The sequence below is a fragment of the Bradyrhizobium sp. BRP23 genome (genome assembly GCF_020194135.1).
Classification (GTDB): Bacteria; Pseudomonadota; Alphaproteobacteria; order Rhizobiales; family Xanthobacteraceae; genus Bradyrhizobium; species Bradyrhizobium yuanmingense.
In genome coordinates this window covers 199,490-217,674 of the sequence record NZ_JADYVW010000006.1, presented here as the reverse complement: position 1 = coordinate 217,674, position 18,185 = coordinate 199,490, and the positions used below count along the sequence as shown (strand labels likewise).

General features: G+C 66.5%; 15 protein-coding genes. All 15 read left to right on the top strand.

The window, feature by feature from the left end; translation table 11 throughout:
• The first annotated feature begins 258 nt into the window (after positions 1-258).
• The 15 genes from rsmH to ftsA all read left to right on the top strand — a co-directional run bounded on the left by rsmH (position 259) and on the right by ftsA (position 18,100).
• A complete protein-coding gene (rsmH, locus tag I6F24_RS18535; protein ID WP_036028388.1) occupies positions 259-1,248 on the top strand; it encodes a 16S rRNA (cytosine(1402)-N(4))-methyltransferase RsmH in 990 nt (329 codons plus the stop codon).
• A 3-nt stretch (positions 1,249-1,251) separates the two neighbouring features.
• The gene (locus I6F24_RS18530) at positions 1,252-1,644 is read left to right on the top strand and encodes a hypothetical protein (protein WP_036028375.1); all 393 of its coding nucleotides are present in this window, start codon (positions 1,252-1,254) and stop codon (positions 1,642-1,644) included.
• The gene (locus I6F24_RS18525; RefSeq protein ID WP_036003486.1) at positions 1,641-3,407 is read left to right on the top strand and encodes a penicillin-binding protein 2; all 1,767 of its coding nucleotides are present in this window, start codon (positions 1,641-1,643) and stop codon (positions 3,405-3,407) included. Before I6F24_RS18530 ends, I6F24_RS18525 begins: the two co-directional genes overlap by 4 nt.
• Before the next feature lie 86 nt (positions 3,408-3,493).
• Positions 3,494-4,966, top strand: coding sequence for a UDP-N-acetylmuramoyl-L-alanyl-D-glutamate--2,6-diaminopimelate ligase (locus I6F24_RS18520; protein WP_036028372.1), 1,473 nt, complete (start codon positions 3,494-3,496; stop codon positions 4,964-4,966).
• Positions 4,963-6,345, top strand: a complete 1,383-nt coding sequence (gene murF, locus I6F24_RS18515) for a UDP-N-acetylmuramoyl-tripeptide--D-alanyl-D-alanine ligase (protein WP_225149082.1) — start codon at positions 4,963-4,965, stop codon at positions 6,343-6,345. Before I6F24_RS18520 ends, murF begins: the two co-directional genes overlap by 4 nt.
• A gap of 139 nt (positions 6,346-6,484) precedes the next feature.
• Positions 6,485-7,588 carry a phospho-N-acetylmuramoyl-pentapeptide-transferase gene (mraY, locus tag I6F24_RS18510; RefSeq protein WP_036003524.1) on the top strand — a complete coding sequence of 368 codons (1,104 nt, stop codon included), beginning with the start codon at positions 6,485-6,487 and terminating at the stop codon, positions 7,586-7,588.
• Between the two features lie 7 nt (positions 7,589-7,595).
• A complete protein-coding gene (gene murD / locus I6F24_RS18505) occupies positions 7,596-8,996 on the top strand; it encodes a UDP-N-acetylmuramoyl-L-alanine--D-glutamate ligase (protein ID WP_036028364.1) in 1,401 nt (466 codons plus the stop codon).
• A gap of 30 nt (positions 8,997-9,026) precedes the next feature.
• Positions 9,027-9,320: a hypothetical protein gene (locus I6F24_RS18500; RefSeq protein ID WP_036003531.1), complete on the top strand. Its 294-nt coding sequence runs from the start codon at positions 9,027-9,029 to the stop codon at positions 9,318-9,320.
• Between the two features lie 101 nt (positions 9,321-9,421).
• Positions 9,422-10,573, top strand: a complete 1,152-nt coding sequence (gene ftsW / locus I6F24_RS18495; RefSeq protein ID WP_036003534.1) for a putative lipid II flippase FtsW — start codon at positions 9,422-9,424, stop codon at positions 10,571-10,573.
• Between the two features lie 113 nt (positions 10,574-10,686).
• Entirely contained in the window at positions 10,687-11,790 is a 1,104-nt protein-coding gene (gene murG / locus I6F24_RS18490; RefSeq protein ID WP_199751031.1) for an undecaprenyldiphospho-muramoylpentapeptide beta-N-acetylglucosaminyltransferase, read from the top strand.
• Positions 11,791-11,939: 149 nt separating this feature from the next.
• Entirely contained in the window at positions 11,940-13,343 is a 1,404-nt protein-coding gene (murC, locus tag I6F24_RS18485; RefSeq protein ID WP_225149081.1) for a UDP-N-acetylmuramate--L-alanine ligase, read from the top strand.
• A 4-nt stretch (positions 13,344-13,347) separates the two neighbouring features.
• Positions 13,348-14,265, top strand: coding sequence for a UDP-N-acetylmuramate dehydrogenase (murB, locus tag I6F24_RS18480; RefSeq protein WP_225149080.1), 918 nt, complete (start codon positions 13,348-13,350; stop codon positions 14,263-14,265).
• A gap of 150 nt (positions 14,266-14,415) precedes the next feature.
• Positions 14,416-15,402: a D-alanine--D-alanine ligase gene (locus I6F24_RS18475; protein ID WP_036028358.1), complete on the top strand. Its 987-nt coding sequence runs from the start codon at positions 14,416-14,418 to the stop codon at positions 15,400-15,402.
• A 350-nt stretch (positions 15,403-15,752) separates the two neighbouring features.
• Positions 15,753-16,781 (top strand): cell division protein FtsQ/DivIB, encoded by a 1,029-nt coding sequence (locus I6F24_RS18470; protein WP_036028353.1) that lies wholly within the window; start codon positions 15,753-15,755, stop codon positions 16,779-16,781.
• Entirely contained in the window at positions 16,778-18,100 is a 1,323-nt protein-coding gene (ftsA, locus tag I6F24_RS18465) for a cell division protein FtsA (protein WP_036003557.1), read from the top strand. The genes I6F24_RS18470 and ftsA overlap by 4 nt, the downstream gene beginning before the upstream one ends.
• The last annotated feature ends 85 nt before the right edge of the window (positions 18,101-18,185 follow it).

Below are 18,185 nucleotides of genomic sequence, written 5' to 3'. Positions count from 1 at the left end.
GGGCCGTTACTGAGAGATGAAGAGCCGACCCGCGTCCGGAGGCGGCCAAAGCGTATTTTGGCTCGAAATCCCATGGCTGCCCGACAAATTCCGCTGGGAACACTGGGTTTGTGGCCCGGGACGATCGGGCTCGGTAACCATGCTGGACGAGGGCTTTGTCGTGGAACCGCCGCGACGCGCAATGATTCGAGGCGTTATGGGCTTGTTCGGCCTCGATTCCGCTTGGGTATCTCGGCCGGCGGCCGGCAGGCGTCGCGCATGAGTTCGGTTCCGCACATCCCCGTTCTTGGCCGTGAGGCCATCGCGCATCTCGCCCCGCGCGAGGGCGGCGTCTATGTCGATGCCACGTTTGGCGCCGGCGGCTATAGCCGCGCGATCCTGGACGTGCCGGGAACCCGAGTGATTGCCATCGATCGCGACCGCACCGCGATTGCCGGCGGTGCCGAACTGGTCGAACGCGCCGCGGGCCGGCTGACGCTGGTCGAGGACCGCTTCTCCAACCTCGCCGAAGTCTGCGCGGCGCAAGGCGTCGATGGCGTCGACGGCGTCGTAATGGATGTCGGCGTGTCCTCGATGCAGCTCGACCAGGCCGGCCGCGGCTTCTCCTTCCGCCTCGACGGTCCGCTCGACATGCGGATGGGACAGACAGGTCCGACCGCGGCCGAAATCGTCGCGCGCGCCTCGGAAGGCGATCTCGCCGACATCATCTATCTCTTCGGCGAGGAGCGGCATTCGCGTCGCATCGCCCGCGCCATCGTGGCGGACCGGCAGGAAACTCCGTTCACGACCACGCGCGCGCTCGCCGATCTCGTCGGCAGGGTGGTGCGATCGAAGCCCGGCGACATTCACCCGGCGACACGGACGTTCCAGGCGCTGCGCATCTTCGTCAACGAAGAGCTCGAGGAGCTCCAGACCGCGCTCGCTGCGGCCGAGCGCGTGCTCAAGCCCGGCGGCCGCCTCGTCGTCGTCTCGTTCCATTCGCTGGAAGACCGCATCGTCAAGAATTTCCTCTCCGAGCGTTCGAAGACCGGCGGTGGCTCGCGGCATCTGCCGGAAGTCGCGCAAATTGCGCCGAGCTTCCAGCTGCTGACGCGGCGACCGGTCGTCGCCGGCGAGGACGAAGTTGCGCACAATCCGCGCGCGCGCTCGGCAAAGCTGCGCGCGGCCGAGCGCAGCTCGGCGCCGGCGCATGAGACCAATGAGGCATCGTCCTGGCCGAAGCTCGCCGACGTGATGAGGGGCGGCTAGCGCATGCGCATCATTCACCTCCTCGTCATCGGGGCGCTGATCTTCGCAGCCGCTCATGTCTACCGGATCAAGATGGACTCCACGGCGCGTACCGAGAAGGTGCTGCGGCTGCGTGCGGAAATCCGCGAGCAGCGCGATGCGATCGCAGGGCTGCGGGCCGAATGGGCCAAGCTCGATGCGCCGCATCGGCTGCAGGGCCTGTCCGACCGGCATCTGCACCTCAAGCCGGTCAACGGCACGCAATATGATTCGCTGAAGAGCCTGCCGGAGCGTCCGCCCCGGATGTTCAGGCCGGGCGAGCCCGATCCGATCGGGGCCATGCTCAAGACCATCGAAGCCGCGAGCGACCCTGATGCGGTGACGGGCTCCGTGCCTCAGCGCGAGGACAAGCAATGAGCCCGGCAACGCCTGCAAAACTTACCGAAAAGTCGACCGAGCGGTCAGGTGAACCTTGGCGGCGGCGGCTGATCCGAAGCCTGCTCTACGGGCGCAACGTCGATCGCGCCGCGAAGGCGCGCGCGCGTGTCGGCCTCGCCATGCTCGCCTTCGCTTCGGTCTATGCCCTGATCGGCGGGCGGCTCGTGATGTTCGCGATCGGCGCCGACGCCCACAGCGCGCGCCGCGCCGCAGCGCAAGAGGTGGTTGCGACCGCGCGGCCCGACATCGTCGATCGCAACGGCGCCATCCTTGCGACCGACGTCAAGGCGGCGAGCCTGTTCGGCGAGCCGCGCCGCATCATCGACAAGGACGAGGCGATCGAGCTCCTCACCGCGACCATTCCCGACCTCGACGAGGCCGAGGTGCGCGAGCGCCTGAGGACACGCAAGGGCTTCGTCTGGCTCAAGCGCGAGGTCACGCCGGCGCAGCAGCAGGCCGTCCACAAGCTCGGCATTCCCGGTATCGGATTCCTGCGCGAGAACAAGCGCGTCTATCCGACCGGCAACGAGGTCGCTCACCTCATCGGTCTCGTCAATATCGACAACCAGGGCATCGCCGGCCTCGAGAAGTGGCTCGACAATCAAGGGCTCGCCGACCTCCACCGCGCCGGCTTTGCCACCGACCGGTTGCAGAAGCCGATCGAGCTCGCGGTCGATCTGCGCGTCGAGCACGCGCTGCGCGACGAGCTGTTGAAGGCCAAGGACAAGTTCCGCGCCAAGGCCGCGTCAGGCATCGTCTCAAACGTCAAGACCGGCGAGATCGTGGCGATGGTCTCGCTGCCGGACTTCGATCCCAACAATCCGAAGGAAGCGCACGACCCCGACCGCATCAACCGCCTCACCACCGGCGTCTACGAGATGGGCTCGACCTTCAAGGCGTTCACGCTGGCGATGGGGCTCGATTCCGGCAAGATCAATCTGAACTCGATGTGGGACGCGCGCGGAAACCTGCATTACGGCAAGTTCACGATCCACGACAGCCATCCGGTCGGGCGCTTCATCAACACCAAGGAAGTGTTCACCTACTCGTCCAACATCGGGGCGGCACGGATTGCGCTCAACCAGGGTGTCGAGGCGCACAAGGCGTTCCTCGCCAAGCTGGGCCAGACGACGCGGCTGCGCACCGAATTGCCGGAGAGTGCGGCGCCGCTGCTGCCGCGGCGCTGGAGCGAGCTGAACACGGTCACCGCCGCGTTCGGCCAGGGCCTGTCGGTGGCACCGCTGCAGGCGGTGATGGGCATCAACGCGCTGGTGAACGGCGGCTATCTGATTCCGCCGACGTTCCTGAAGCGCAGCGAATCCGAAGCCCAGGCGATGGCCAAGCGCGTCATCAAGCCGGAGACCAGCGACAAGATGCGGTTCCTGATGCGGCTCAATGCCGAAGTCGGTTCGGCGAGAAAGGCGGACGTCAAGGGCTATTACGTCGGCGGCAAGACCGGCACGTCCGAGAAGGTCGTCAACGGCCGCTACGCCAAGAAGCGCGTGCTCAATTCCTTCACCGCCATCCTGCCCTGCGATGATCCCAAATATCACGTCCTGATCATGCTGGACGAGCCGCAGGCACTGCCGGAAACGCATGGTTTCATCACCTCGGGCTGGAACGCGGTGCCGACCGGCGGCAAGGTGATCGAGCGGATCGCGCCGCTTCTGGGGGTCGAGCCGCGGTTCGAGCTGCCGCCTGCGGAGCGCCTTATTCTTGCAGCATCCAGGACAACCCAGTAATCAACCGGGTGGGCCATCGCCGCTGCTGAGTCGGGATTTTCCCCGGAGGATTCGGCTTTCCGGCACGGCATGTCGACTGGAACACCATGAAGCTGCGCGACCTCTTAGGTCAGGATGTCAAGGGCAATGATGCCGCGATCGAGCCCGCCGCTGCGGCGCTCGAGGTGAGCGGCGTTGCGCTCGACAGCCGCGTGGTCCAGCCGGGCAATCTCTTCTTCGCGCTCGCAGGCAGCAAGACTGACGGCGCCCGTTTCATCGATGCTGCGATTGCGGCGGGCGCGGTGGCGGTCGTCGGCGACCATGCGCCGGCCGCCTGCAAGGTGCCGTTCATCACGAGCGCCAATCCGCGCCGGGCGCTGGCGCTGGCCGCAGCGAGGTTTTTCCCGGCGCAGCCTGCGACGATCGCCGCGGTGACCGGAACCAGCGGCAAGACCTCGGTCGCCGCGTTCACACGCCAGATCTGGGAGCGGCTCGGGCACGCCTCCGCCAGCATCGGCACCATCGGTCTCGTGTCGCAGAAGCGCACCGTCTATGGCTCGCTGACTACGCCGGATCCGATCGTGCTGCACCGGCAGTTGGACGAGATCGCGCGCGAGGGCGTCACGCATCTCGCGTTCGAGGCGTCCTCGCACGGGCTCGACCAATATCGCCTCGACGGTGTGCGGATCTCGGCCGGCGGCTTCACCAATCTCTCGCGCGACCACATGGATTACCATCCGACCGTTGCGCATTACCTCGCGGCCAAGCTCCGCCTGTTCCGCGAGCTGGTGCCGCCTGATGGCGCGGCGGTGATCTCGGCCGATCATGATTGCTCGGCGGAGGCGATCGATGCGGCAACATCGCGCGGCCTGCGCGTCATGGCGGTCGGCCGCAACGGCGATGGCGCCGGCGAGGGCATTCGCCTCACGGAGGCCGTAGTCGAAGGCTTCTCGCAAAAGCTTACGGTCGAACATCGCGGCAGGGCTCACGCGATCCGGCTGCCGCTGGTCGGCGAATTCCAGATCGAGAATGCGCTGGTGTCGGCCGGCCTCGCCATCGGCACGGGCAGCGATGCTGAAAACGTGTTTGCGAGCCTCGAACATCTCGAAGGCGCCAAGGGCCGGCTCGAGCGCGTCGGCGAGCGCAACGGCGCGCCGATCTTCGTCGATTATGCGCACAAGCCCGATGCGCTCGCGAAGGCGCTGCAGGCGCTGCGGCCTTATGCGAAACGCAAGCTGGTCGTCGTGTTCGGCGCCGGCGGCGACCGCGATGCCGGCAAGCGTCCGATCATGGGCGAGATCGCGGCGGCGAACGCCGACGCCGTCATCGTCACCGACGACAATCCGCGCAGCGAGAAGCCGGAAGCCATCCGCGCCGCGATCCTCGCCGCCGCCATGGGCGCCCGCGAGATCGGCGACCGCGCCGAGGCGATCCGCGCCGCGATCGAGGACTTGCAGGAGGGCGATGCGCTGCTCATCGCCGGCAAGGGCCACGAGACCGGGCAGATCGTCGGCGGCGAGGTGCTGCCTTTCAGTGATCACGAGGCGGTCGCCGCCGCACTAGCGTCGAGGGTTGCATGAGCGGGCCAATATGGACGGTTGCCGAGGTCGCGCGCGCGCTTGGTGTTACGGGATCTTTCCCGGACACGGCAATAGACTTCGTCACCCAGGACAGTCGGCTGGTGAAGCCGGGCAGCCTGTTCGTTGCGCTGAGCGGCACGCCGAGCGGCGGCTTCATCTCGGCTTTCGCCAGCGCGCGCGACGGCTGGGAGTTCGCCGACAAGGCGGAAGCCGCAGGCGCAGTGGCGATGATCGTGCCGCACGAGATCGCGGGCATCCGCATCCCCCAGATCGTGGTCAAGGACACGCTGATCGACGGCCTCTGGGGCCTCGCGCGCGCCGCACGCGCGCGCTTCAACGGCCCGGTGATCGGGCTCACCGGCAGCGCCGGCAAGACCAGCACCAAGGAATTCATCGCCGCCTATCCGAACGCCTATGCGAGCCCCTCGAGCTTCAACAATTTCTGGGGCGTGCCGCTGACGCTGTGCAATGCCAGGCGGGACGCCAGCCTCTGGGTCGTCGAGATGGGCATGAACCAGAAGGGCGAGATCGCCCGTCTCAGCGAGCTCACGCAGCCGACCGTCGCGCTCGTCGTCAACGTCCAGCCGGTGCATCTGGAAAAGCTCGGCTCGCTCGAAGCCATCCGGCGCGAGAAGGTATCGATCGCGCTCGGACTGCCCGAGAACGGCGTGCTGGTGCTGCCCGCCGGAATCAAGGCTTCCGAGTGGAAGGGCAAGGTCGTGCGCTTCGGCGGCGAGTATGCCGAGGTGCACGAGGTCGCGCACGCGCCGCACGGCGAGAGCTGGCAGGTCGTGGCCGCGATCGGCAGGAAGGAGATCGCCTTCAGCCTCACCCCTGGCGCGCCGCACCGGGTGCACAATGCGCTGGCAGCGCTCGCCTCGGTTCATGCCGCGCATCTCGACGTCGCGACGCTCGCGGTCAAGCTCGACCGCGTCGGCATCATGACCGGCCGCGGCGTCGAGCAGGCGGTCGGCGACATCACCGTGATCGACGACAGCTTCAACGGCAATCCGGCCAGCGTGGCCGCGGCGCTGCAAAGTCTGCAGGCGCGCAACATGAGCGGCGGCCGCCGCATCGCGATTCTCGGCGACATGCTCGAGCTCGGTGCGGACGCAACGAGCTATCACACCGGCCTTGCCAGCCACCTCGACGGCATCGACGGCGTCTATTGCGTCGGGCCGCTGATGCGCCACCTGTTCGACGCATTGCCCTCGGGCAAGGGTCTTGGCTGGCACGACGATCCCGCCACGCTGAAGCCGGACGAGGTCGCAAATCTGCTGAAGGCAGGCGACGTCGTGGTTGTCAAGGGCAGCAAGAAGATGTTCTGGGTCAACAAGTTTGTGCCGGGGCTGGTGGCCGCCTTGCAGGCAAAGGCGTAAACTGCTTGGAAGACGCCGTTCCCGAATCCCACCCTTTGCGGCGGAAGCCGTCCGTTTCCCGAAACGCGCGGCCCATGACGAAGACCAGCGAATGCGCGTGAAGCACCTGGACGTGCAAAGGCGCCATAGGACCGTCTGAATGTTTTACTGGCTGATCGAGCTTTCCAACACATTTCCGGGCTTCGGTGCCTTTCGCACCTTCCTGAACGTCTTCCGCTACATCACCTTCCGCACCGGTGGCGCCATCGTGACCGGCGCGCTGTTCGTGTTCCTGTTCGGCCCCTGGATCATCGATCACTTGCGCATCCGTCAGGGCAAGGGCCAGCCGATCCGCACCGACGGTCCGCAATCGCATCTTTCCAAGAAGGGCACGCCCACCATGGGCGGGCTGATGATCCTGTCCGGGCTCACGGTCGGCACCGTGCTGTGGGCCAATCCGCTCAACCCCTATGTCTGGATCGTGCTGGCGGTGACGCTCGGCTTCGGCTTCGTCGGCTTCTATGACGATTACCTCAAGGTGACCAAGCAGACCACGACCGGGTTCGGCGGCAAGCTGCGCCTCTTGATCGAAGCCGTGATCGCGCTGGTCGCCTGCTATGCGCTGGTGCGGCTCAACCGCGATCCCGCCTCCACCGCGCTGACGATTCCCTTCCTGAAGGATACCGTGCTGCATTTCGGCTGGTTCTTCGTCGTCTTCGGCGCCTTCGTCATCGTCGGCGCCGGCAATGCGGTGAACCTCACCGACGGCCTCGACGGCCTCGCCATCGTGCCGGTGATGATCGCCACCGCGAGCTTCGCGATGATCGCCTATCTCACCGGCAACTTGGTGTTCGCCGATTACCTCCAGATCAAATATGTCGCCGGCACCGGCGAGCTCGCGGTGCTCTGCGGCGCGTTGCTCGGCGCCGGGCTCGGCTTCCTCTGGTTCAACGCGCCGCCGGCCTCGATCTTCATGGGCGACACCGGCTCGCTCGCGCTCGGCGGCATGCTCGGCGCGATCGCGGTCGCGGTGAAGCACGAGATCGTGCTCGCGGTGATCGGCGGATTGTTCGTGCTCGAGGCGGTTTCGGTCATCGTGCAGGTCGTGTCCTTCAAGCTCACGGGCAAGCGCGTGTTCGCGATGGCGCCGATCCACCATCACTTCGAGCAGAAGGGCTGGACCGAGCCGCAGATCGTGATCCGATTCTGGATCATCTCGGTGATGCTGGCGCTCGCCGGCCTCTCGACGCTGAAGCTGCGGTGACCGATCGATGATCCCCGTCACGTCCTTCGCCGGCAAGACGGTCGCGGTGTTCGGCCTCGGCGGCTCGGGGCTCGCCTCCTGCCATGCGTTGAAGGCCGGCGGCGCCGACGTGATAGCCGCCGACGACAATGCCGAGAACGTCGCCAAGGCCGCGCAGGCCGGCTTCATCACCGCGGACTTGCGCAACGTCTCCTGGGCGCAGTTCGCCGCGTTGGTGCTCGCGCCCGGCGTGCCGCTGACCCATCCGGTGCCGCATTGGAGCGTGTTGAAGGCGCGCGAGGCAAGCGTCGAGGTGATCGGCGACATCGAGCTGTTCTGCCGTGAGCGGCGCCGCCATGCGCCGGACGCGCCGTTCGTCGCCATCACCGGCACCAACGGCAAGTCGACCACGACGGCGCTGATTGCGCATCTGACCAAGGTCGCCGGCTACGACACCCAGATGGGCGGCAATATCGGCACCGCAATCCTGTCGCTGGAGCCGCCGCGCACGGGCCGCGTCCACGTCATCGAGATGTCGTCCTACCAGATCGACCTCACGCCCTCGCTCGATCCCTCCGTCGGCATCCTGCTCAATGTCAGTGAGGACCATATCGATCGCCACGGCACGATCGAGCATTACGCCGCGGTGAAGGAGCGCCTTGTGGCCGGCGTGCAAGGCGGCGGCACCTCGATTGTCGGTGTCGATGACGGCTTTTGCCGCGACATCGCCGACCGGCTCGACCGCGCTGGCAAGAACCTGGTGCGCATCTCGGTCAAGAACCCGCTCGCGTCGGGCATTTACGTCGAGCACGGCACCATCGTGCGCGCCGCGGGCGGCGCCCGCAGCGAGATCGCCGCGCTCGGCGGCATCGGCTCGCTGCGCGGCCAGCACAACGCGCAGAACGCGGCCTGCGCGGCCGCCGTCGCGCTCGCCATGGGCATCAGCCAGGACGTGCTGCAGAACGGCCTGCGCAGCTTTCCGGGCCTGGCGCATCGCATGGAGCAAGTCGGGCGCCGCGGCAACGTGCTGTTCGTCAATGATTCCAAGGGCACCAACGCGGACGCCACCGCGCATGCGCTGTCGTCGTTTTCGGAGATCTTCTGGATCGCCGGCGGCAAGCCGAAGGCGGGCGGCATCACTGGCCTGACCGGCTTCTTCCCGCGCATCCGCAAGGCCTATCTGATCGGCGAAGCTGCGCAGGAGTTTTCGGGCACGCTGGGCACACAGGTCGGGCATGAGATCAGCCAGACCCTGGACGTTGCGGTCGAACACGCGGCCCGCGATGCGGAAGCGTCGGGCCTCACCGACGCCGTCGTGCTGCTGTCCCCGGCCTGCGCATCGTTCGACCAGTACCGCAATTTCGAGATCCGCGGCACCAAGTTCCGCGAGCTGGTGCAGGCGCTGCCGGGTGTGCAGCCGGTGGTGTGAGGACACCGACACCAACGATTGAATGACATAATGACTCTGGTAGGCGCCTGGCTTGTAGACGAGACCGATGAACTGGCGCTAGCCCGCCTGGGAAATGTCCTGCTCGAGTTCGATGAGAGCGGTGGGTTGCGCTACACAATTCGTGAGCACGACAAGCGACAAATCATCAATCTTCGATATCGGGTGGAGGGCTCGACGATTGTCACCGACCAGCCCTCAGCTCCACAAGTTGAACGAACCCAGTTCTCATTCGCCGAGGATGGCGTTCTCACTCTGGCGTTTGGCGGCATACCCTATCGATTCGTCAGGGCTCCCGGTTCGTAGCCCGGCACCAACGCTTCGCTCAAAAGTTACCCGTCCCTTTAACCTCCCGGTAACCAACCTCGGCGACCAATGAACGGACCTCTGTCCGAAAGCGGCCGCCCATGCTCTCCCGTGAAGAACGCACCCCCTTTTCCGAGTGGTGGTGGACCGTCGACAAGCCGCTGATGGGCGCCATCCTGGGGCTGATGCTGACCGGGGTGATCCTGTCGCTGGCGGCGAGCCCGCCGGTTGCGACCCGCATCGGGCTCGATGCCTTCCATTTCTTCAGCCGCCACGTGCTGTTCCTGGTGCCGTCCTGCATCGTGCTGCTCGGGGTGTCCTTCCTGTCGCCGCGCGCGATCCGCCGCTCGGCGCTGATCATCTTCGCGGCGAGCATCGTCCTGATCGTGCTCACGCTCGCCTTCGGCCCGGAGGTGAAGGGCTCGCGCCGCTGGATCACGCTGCTCGGCGTCAACATCCAGGCCTCCGAGATCGCAAAGCCGTCCTTCGTCGTGATCGCGGCCTGGCTGTTCGCGGAATCGACGAGGCGCCCGGAGATGCCGGCGACCTCGATGGCGGTGGTGCTGCTGCTGATGCTGGTCGCGCTATTGGTGATGGAGCCGGATTTCGGCCAGACCATGCTGGTCCTGATGGTGTGGGGCTCGCTGTTCTTCATCGCGGGCATGCGGATGATCTGGGTGTTCGGCCTCGCAGGTCTCGGCGCGGCCGGCCTGTTCAGCGCCTATCTGTTCGTTCCGCACGTCGCGGGGCGCATCAAGCGCTTCATGAACCCGGCCTCCGGCGACACCTTCCAGGTCGATACCGCCATGGAGGCTTTCTACAACGGCGGCTGGTTCGGGCTCGGACCGGGCGAGGGCATCGCCAAGCGCAGCCTGCCGGACAGCCACACCGACTTCGTCTTCGCGGTCGCGGGCGAAGAGTTCGGCATCATCCTGTGCCTTGCGATGCTGGCGCTGTTCGCCTTCGTCGTCATGCGCACGCTGTCGCGCGCCTATGCCAACGAGGACATGTTCTCGCGCTTTGCGGCCTCCGGGCTCGCGATCCTGTTCGGCGTGCAGGCAGCGATCAACATGTCGGTGAACCTGCAGCTCATCCCCGCCAAGGGCATGACGCTGCCCTTCATCTCCTATGGCGGCTCCTCGATGGTCTCGCTCGCCTATGGCATAGGCATGATGCTGGCGCTGACGCGGCTGCGCCCGCGCACCGAGGTCGAGGCGAGCGGCCACGCCGAGGCGATGCGCAGTTACGCGTGAGCCGTCATTTGCGAGGAGCGAAGCGACGAAGCGATCCAGGCTGTCTCCGCGGAGGTGGTCTGGATTACTTCGCTTCGCTCGCAATGACGAGAAAGACCCTGTAAAACGCCCTCATTATGGACACGTCCCCCCTGATTCTTCTCGCCGCGGGCGGCACCGGCGGCCATCTGTTCCCGGCCGAGGCGCTCGGCGTCGAATTGATCCGGCGCGGCTATCGCGTCCGCCTCGTCACCGACGAGCGCGCGCTGCGCTATAGCGGGCTATTCAGCAAGGACATGATCGACGTCGTCAGAAGCGAGACCGCGCGCGGCCGCAATCCGCTTCAGCTGGCCTATGCCGGCCTCACGCTTGCCGCCGGCACGCTGTCCGCCTACGCGCTGATCAAGCGGCTGAAGCCCGTCGCCGTCGTCGGCTTCGGGGGCTATCCGACGCTGCCGCCGCTGGTCGCGGCGAAATTCGCCGGCGTGCCCGGCATCATCCACGACGCCAACGCCGTGCTCGGCCGCGCCAACCGGTTCCTGTCGAGCCGCGTGCGCGCCATCGCGACGTCCTTGCCCGGTGTGCTCGATCGCGATCCGGCGCTGGCAGGCAAGACGACGACCGTCGGCACGCCGATGCGTCCGGCGATCCTCGCGGCCGCCGCGGTGAAGTATGCCGCGCCCGAGCCGAACGGTCCGCTGCGTCTGCTCGTCGTCGGCGGCAGCCAGGGCGCGCGCATCATGGCCGACATCGTGCCTAGCGCGATCGAGCGGCTCGAGCCTGCGCTGTGGAGCCGTCTCGTCCTCACCCAGCAGGTGCGCGAAGAGGACATGAGCCGCGTGCGCGCCGTCTACGACAAGCTCAAGATCAAGGCCGAGCTCGCGCCGTTCTTCACGGATCTGCCGGCGCGGCTTGCCTCCAATCATCTCGTGGTATCGCGCTCCGGTGCGGGGACCGTGGCCGAGCTCGCCGCGATCGGTCGCCCCTCCATCCTGGTGCCGTTGCCGGGCTCGATCGACCAGGACCAGTTCGCCAATGCCGGCGTGCTGGCCAAGGTCGACGGCGCGATCCGCATCCCGCAGACCGAGTTCAGCTCCGACCGGCTGGCATCCGAAATTTCTGGCTTCGCCGCCGAGCCGGCACGGCTTGCCGCCATGGCGGCGGCGGCGAAGGGGGCGGGGCGGCTCGATGCGGCCGAGCGGCTGGCGGATCTCGTGGTGAAGACCGCGGGAATCTGACGCCTGTTCCGGCCCGAATGGCCAAAAAAGCCACTTGTCATGCCCCGCGAAAGCGGGGCATCCAGTATCCGACGCAGTTGATTTGAATCTCTGGCGTCGCGGAGTACTGGATCGTCCGCCTTCGCGGACGATGACCCCAAGGAAACCACATGAGACTGCCGCGCGAGATCGGACCCATCCACTTCGTCGGGATCGGCGGGATCGGCATGAGCGGCATCGCCGAGGTGCTGGCCAATCTCGGCTATGCCGTGCAGGGCTCGGACGCCGCCGACAATTACAATCTCGACCGTCTGCGCAAGAAGGGCGCGAAAGTCTCGGTCGGCCACAAGGCCGAGAATATCGACGGCGCCGAGGTCGTGGTCGTGTCTTCCGCGATCAAGCGCGACAATCCGGAACTGATGGCGGCGCGCGAGAGGCGCATTCCCGTGGTGCGCCGCGCCGAGATGCTGGCCGAGCTGATGCGGTTGAAGAGCTGCGTCGCCATCGCCGGCACCCACGGCAAGACCACCACGACGACGATGGTCGCCACGCTGCTCGACGCCGGCGGGCTCGATCCGACCGTGATCAACGGCGGCATCATCAACGCCTACGGCTCCAACGCGCGGCTTGGCGCCGGCGACTGGATGGTGGTCGAGGCCGACGAGAGCGACGGCACGTTCCTGAAGCTGCCGACCGATGTCGCGATCGTCACCAATGTCGACCCCGAGCATCTCGATCACTTCAAGACCTTCGAGGCGGTGCAGGACGCGTTTCGTCACTTCGTCGAGAACCTGCCGTTCTACGGCTTTGCCGTGATGTGCATCGATCATCCCGTGGTGCAGAGCCTCGTCGGCAAGATCGAGGACCGCCGCATCATCACTTATGGCGAGAATCCGCAGGCCGATGCGCGGCTGGTCGATCTCACCGCCGGCGGCGGCGGCTCGAAGTTCAAGGTCGTGATCCGCGACCGCAAGAACGGCACCACGCACGAGATCGCCGATCTCGCGCTGCCGATGCCGGGCCGGCACAATGCCTCGAATGCGACGGCGGCGATCGCGGTCGCGCACGAGTTCGGCGTGTCGGACGAGGCGATCCGCAAGGCGCTGGCCGGCTTCGGCGGCGTCAAGCGCCGCTTCACCAAGACCGGCGAGTGGAACGGCGTCACCGTGATCGATGATTACGGCCATCACCCCGTGGAGATCGCAGCCGTGCTGAAGGCCGCGCGCGATTCCTACACCGGCAAGGTGATCGCGGTGGTGCAGCCGCATCGCTACACCCGCCTGCAATCGCTGTTCGAGGAGTTCTGCACCTGCTTCAACGATGCCGACGCGGTCGTCGTCGCCGACGTCTATGCCGCCGGCGAAGCGCCGATCGAAGGTATCGACCGCGATCATTTCGTCGCCGGCCTGCGCGCCCACGGCCATCGCGAGGTGGTCCCGCTACCGGCAGCGACGGAGCTTGCCGGCATCGTCAAGGGATTGGCGAAGCCAGGCGATCTCGTCGTGTGCCTGGGCGCCGGCAACATCACGCAATGGGCTTATACATTGCCCGGCGAATTGAAGGCGCTGGGGTAGGGCGGTGGGATTCCCCGACATCACCCCTTCGCTCAAAGCCGCGATGCCCGAGCTTCGCGGGCGGCTGCTGGCAAACCAGTCGCTGGCCGAACTCACCTGGTTTCGCGTCGGCGGGCCTGCGCAGGTGCTGTTCACGCCGGCGGACGAGGACGATCTCGCTTACTTCCTCGCCCATCTGGCTTCCGACGTTCCCGTCTACGTCATCGGGGTCGGCTCCAACCTGATCGTGCGCGACGGCGGCATTGCCGGCGTGGTGATCCGGCTTGCGCCGCGCGCCTTCGGCGAGGCGACTGCGAGCGGCGACATCGTCACGGCCGGCACGGCTGCGCTCGACAGGCGCGTGGCAGAGGTTGCCGCGTCGGCCAATATCGGCGGGCTCGAATTCTATTTCGGCATTCCCGGCACGATCGGCGGCGCGCTGCGCATGAATGCAGGCGCCAATGGCGGCGAGACCAAGGACGTGCTGCTCGAGGCGAGGGGCGTCGGGCGCGACGGCACCAGGCACGTCTTCTCCAACGCCGACATGAAGTTCGTCTACCGCAGCAGCGGCGTCGATCCCTCCATCATCTTCACCTCCGCGCGCTTTCGCGGCGAGATCAGGGACGCGGAGGCGATCCGCGCGCGCATGGCGGAGGTGCAGAGCCATCGCGAGACCGCGCAGCCGATCCGCGAGAAAACCGGCGGCTCGACCTTCAAGAATCCGCCCGGCCATTCCGCCTGGAAGCTGATCGACGCCGCCGGCTGCCGTGGCCTGCGCGTCGGCGGCGCGCAGGTCTCGGAGATGCATTGCAACTTCCTGATCAACACCGGCGAGGCCACCGCGCACGACATCGAGACGCTGGGCGAGACGGTACGTGCACGCGTGAAGGCGAATTCCGGAATCGAGCTACACTGGGAAATCAAGCGGATCGGGGTTTCATGATTTCCGTCATTCCGGGGCTCGCGAAGCGAGAGCCCGGAATCCATAGGGCGGCGGAGTTCGTGGATGAATGGATTCTCAGGTGCGCAATTGCGCACCGTAGTTCGCGACTACGTCGCGCCCCGGAATGACGGAACGAGAGAGACTATGAACATGCGCATCACCATCCTCTTCGGCGGCTCCAACCGCGAGCGTCTCGTCTCGGTTGCCACAGCCCAGGCGCTGCATCAGGCGCTGCCCGAGGCTGACCTCTGGTGGTGGGACGTCGAGGACAAGGTGCACGTCGTGCAGTCGAAGCAGCTGCTCGAGCATGCCCGCCCGTTCGAGGACGAATTCAAGCCGGGCACGCGCGGCGTCCCGCTCGCGCAGGCGCTCGACCGGGCCAAGGCTGAGGATCGCGTGCTGGTGCTCGGCCTGCACGGCGGGCGTGCCGAGAACGGCGAATTGCAGGTGATGTGCGAGGCGCGCGGCGTGCCCTTCACCGGCTCGGGCTCGGCGTCGTCGCATCTGGCCTTCGACAAGATCGCAGCCAAGCGCTTCGCCGCGCTCGGCGGCGTGACGCCGCCGGAAAATCTTGCGCTCGATGATATCGACGAGGCTTTCGCCGAGTATGGAAGGCTGATCGCAAAGCCCGCGCGCGACGGGTCGAGCTACGGCCTGATCTTCGTCAATGCCAAGCAGGACCTCGTCGCTGTCCGCAACGCAGCGAAGCATGAAGAGTACGTCATCGAGCCCTACATCGCCGGCGTGGAGGCGACCTGTGGCGTGCTGGAGCGCACCGACGGCTCGATCATCTCGCTGCCGCCGATCGAGATCATTCCGGGCGAGGGCAATTTCGACTACGCGGCGAAATATCTTCTGAAGTCGACCCAGGAGATCTGCCCCGGCCGCTTCGCACCCGAGATCACCGCCGCGCTCCAGGCGCAGGCGATGCTGGCCCATCGCGCAATGTCCTGCACCGGCTATTCCCGCTCTGACTTCATCGTCTCGGACAAGGGCCTCGTCTATCTCGAGACCAACACGCTGCCCGGGCTGACCAAGTCCTCGCTCTACCCCAAGGCGCTGAAAGCCGAAGGCATCGAGTTCGTCGACTTCCTGCGCGGCCTGGTCGAGCTCGCCTGCCAGCGCGTGCGGAAATAGTCAGGACTGGTTAACGGCCGGACCGGCGAAACGGGCCGGTTTGGTGGCCAAAACCGGTAAAATGCCGGACATGGCGGCGCAAATGCCAGATATCGCGAGGCAAAATGCGCAGGTCGTTAACGAATTTTACCTTTTGTTTACCAGGACGTCCGAAGGTTAACGCTGGCGGCGCATATGGCGCTTTGGCTGCCGGCGCGTGAGCTGTCGCGGGTGATGTCACCTCCAGCGAACGCTTTGAAGGGGAGAGGTTTTCTTCTGCTGAAGACCAGCACCCGGCCCGGCAAGTCCGAGACGTCATGTTCGCCAGGATCCGCGCGATGTCGCGGGCAAACTGTTGACGAGCTCGTGCAATGGATGGTGCAGGACGCCTCACCCGATCGCTTTTCGGATCGCTGAGGCCCCAAGCTGACCTGAAGGCGGCCGCTATCGGAGCGGTCGTGCTTCTGCGCGAGTGGGCGCAGGTCAAGCGCGAAGAGGCGCGCGCTGCCGCCAGGGACAAGGCCAAAGCCAAAGCCCAGGCCAAGGCCGCCGTCGAGCGCGAGCCGCCGCCGCGCCTGGTCGCGCTGGTCGAGCGCTATCTGCCGCGCCGGGTCGGCCTCAGCATGACCGTGCTGCTGTTGATCGGCAGCTGCGGCTTCGGCATTGTCAAGGGCGGCCACCTCCAGGATTTCGTCACCGCGGTCAGCGATGCCCGCAATGCGCTGGCCAATTCCGCCGGCTTCCGCATCACCTCCGTCGTCATCAACGGCCGCAAGCAGCTGACCCAGGACGAGATCCTCGCGATCGGCGGCGTCAGCGGCCGCTCCTCGCTGCTGTTCCTCGATGCCGAGGCGGTGCGCGACAAGCTCAAGGCCAATCCCTGGATCGCGGATGCGACCGTGCTGAAGCTCTATCCGGGCCAGCTCATGATCGAGCTCACCGAGCGCAAGGCGTTCGCGCTGTGGCAGGAGGCCGGCCGGCTCTCCGTCATCGCCGACGACGGCGCCGTGCTCGAGCCCTATGTCTCGCGCCGCTTCCTGTCGCTGCCGCTCGTGGTCGGCAAGGGCGCCGAGACCCAGGCCCGCGATTTCCTGGCGCTGCTGGCGCGCTACCCGCAGGTCCATTCGGTGACCAAGGCCGCGATCTACGTCGGCGAGCGGCGCTGGAACCTGCGGCTCAAGGACGGTCTCGACATTCGCCTGCCCGAGCAGGACGTCGGCAACGCGCTTGCGATGCTGTCGAAGCTCGACAAGGAGGACAGGCTGTTCTCGCGCGATATCGTCGCCGTCGACATGCGCCTGCCGGACCGGCTGGTGGTGCAGCTCTCCGAGGACGCCGCCAAGGCGCGCGAGGAGCTGTTCAAGGACAAGAAGAAAAAGAAGGCCGGGGATTCCGCATGACCGGTCTCGATCGCACCCAGACGCCGAAGACGCGCCCGATGCCGCACAAGCGCGGCGGCATCGTCGCCTGCCTCGACATCGGCACCAGCAAGATCGCCTGCATGATCGCGCGGCTGAAGCCGTCGCCGCCGAGCGATGCGCTGCGCGGCCGCACCCATGCGGTGGAATTGATCGGCTACAGCCAGATCCAGGCGCGCGGCATGAAGGCCGGCGCGGTGATCGATCTCGGCGAATGCGAGCAGGCGGTGCGCCAGGCCGTCGGGCTTGCGGAGAAGATGGCCAAGGTGCGGGTCGAGTCCGTGCTGTTGTCGGTCTCCGGCGGCCGGCTCGCCGGCCAGCTGGTCGAGGCTGCCGCCGACATTCGTGGCGGCGCCGTGACGCCGGCCGATGTCAGCCGCGTCACCTCCACCGGCATGCGCCACGCCACCGGCGAAGGCCGCACCGTGCTGCACGCCCTGCCGGTCGGCTACACGCTCGACGGTGTCAAAGGCATCCGCGATCCCCGCGGCATGGTCGCGCACCAATTCGGCGTCGACATGAACGTCGTCACCTGCGACGCCACCGTGGCGCGGAACCTGATGCTGGCGGTGGAGCGCTGCCACATCAATGTCGAAGCCATGGCAGCGAGCCCCTATGTGGCCGGACTCTCGGTGCTGACCGACGACGAGGCCGATCTCGGCGCCGCTGTCGTCGAGATGGGCGCCGGCACCACCACGATTGCCGTTTATTCGGGCGGCCGCTTCGTGCATGCGGCGGGTTTTGCGGTCGGCGGGCAACACATCACGATGGATCTTGCGCGCGGACTCTCGGCGACCATTGCCGATGCCGAGCGAATCAAGACCTTATACGGCACCGTCATCACCGGCGGATCGGACTCGCGTGAGCTGATGTCTGTGCCGACAGCCGGTGACGAGCAGGATCTGCCGCAGATCGTCTCCCGCGCCACCATCGCAAACATCGTCAAGCACCGTGCCGAGGAAGTCTTCGAAATGGTTCGGGACAAGCTGAAGGATTCGCCCTTCGCCGCAGAGCCGAACGGCCGCGTCGTGCTCTCGGGCGGGGCCTCGCAGCTGACCGGCCTCGTCGATCTCGGCACCCGGATTCTCGGCCGGCCCGTGCGGGTCGGTCGTCCGCTCGGCTTCGGCCGGCTGCCCAACGAGGCGAAGAACGCCGCGTTCGCGGTGCCGGCCGGACTTCTGGTCTACCCGCAATATGTTCACCTCGAACATGTCGAACCGCGGCATACGCGGCAGCAGATCAAGACAGGGACCGGCGGATATTTCGGAAAGGTCGGACGATGGCTACGCGAGGGCTTCTGATGACCGCTTTCCGCAATCTTCGATTTTCACCAACTCCCGCGGCCGCCGGCCGGGGCGAACCCACGCGCGCGTGATCGAGAGGCAA

Bases quoted from the DNA above. Each gene is read 5' to 3' on its own strand.
- rsmH (WP_036028388.1), top strand. From the start codon at position 259: ATGAGTTCGGTTCCGCACATCCCCGTTCTTGGCCGTGAGGCCATCGCG.
- I6F24_RS18530 (WP_036028375.1), top strand. From the start codon at position 1,252: ATGCGCATCATTCACCTCCTCGTCATCGGGGCGCTGATCTTCGCAGCC.
- I6F24_RS18525 (WP_036003486.1), top strand. From the start codon at position 1,641: ATGAGCCCGGCAACGCCTGCAAAACTTACCGAAAAGTCGACCGAGCGG.
- I6F24_RS18520 (WP_036028372.1), top strand. From the start codon at position 3,494: ATGAAGCTGCGCGACCTCTTAGGTCAGGATGTCAAGGGCAATGATGCC.
- murF (WP_225149082.1), top strand. From the start codon at position 4,963: ATGAGCGGGCCAATATGGACGGTTGCCGAGGTCGCGCGCGCGCTTGGT.
- mraY (WP_036003524.1), top strand. From the start codon at position 6,485: ATGTTTTACTGGCTGATCGAGCTTTCCAACACATTTCCGGGCTTCGGT.
- murD (WP_036028364.1), top strand. From the start codon at position 7,596: ATGATCCCCGTCACGTCCTTCGCCGGCAAGACGGTCGCGGTGTTCGGC.
- I6F24_RS18500 (WP_036003531.1), top strand. From the start codon at position 9,027: ATGACTCTGGTAGGCGCCTGGCTTGTAGACGAGACCGATGAACTGGCG.
- ftsW (WP_036003534.1), top strand. From the start codon at position 9,422: ATGCTCTCCCGTGAAGAACGCACCCCCTTTTCCGAGTGGTGGTGGACC.
- murC (WP_225149081.1), top strand. From the start codon at position 11,940: ATGAGACTGCCGCGCGAGATCGGACCCATCCACTTCGTCGGGATCGGC.
- I6F24_RS18475 (WP_036028358.1), top strand. From the start codon at position 14,416: ATGCGCATCACCATCCTCTTCGGCGGCTCCAACCGCGAGCGTCTCGTC.
- I6F24_RS18470 (WP_036028353.1), top strand. From the start codon at position 15,753: ATGGATGGTGCAGGACGCCTCACCCGATCGCTTTTCGGATCGCTGAGG.
- ftsA (WP_036003557.1), top strand. From the start codon at position 16,778: ATGACCGGTCTCGATCGCACCCAGACGCCGAAGACGCGCCCGATGCCG.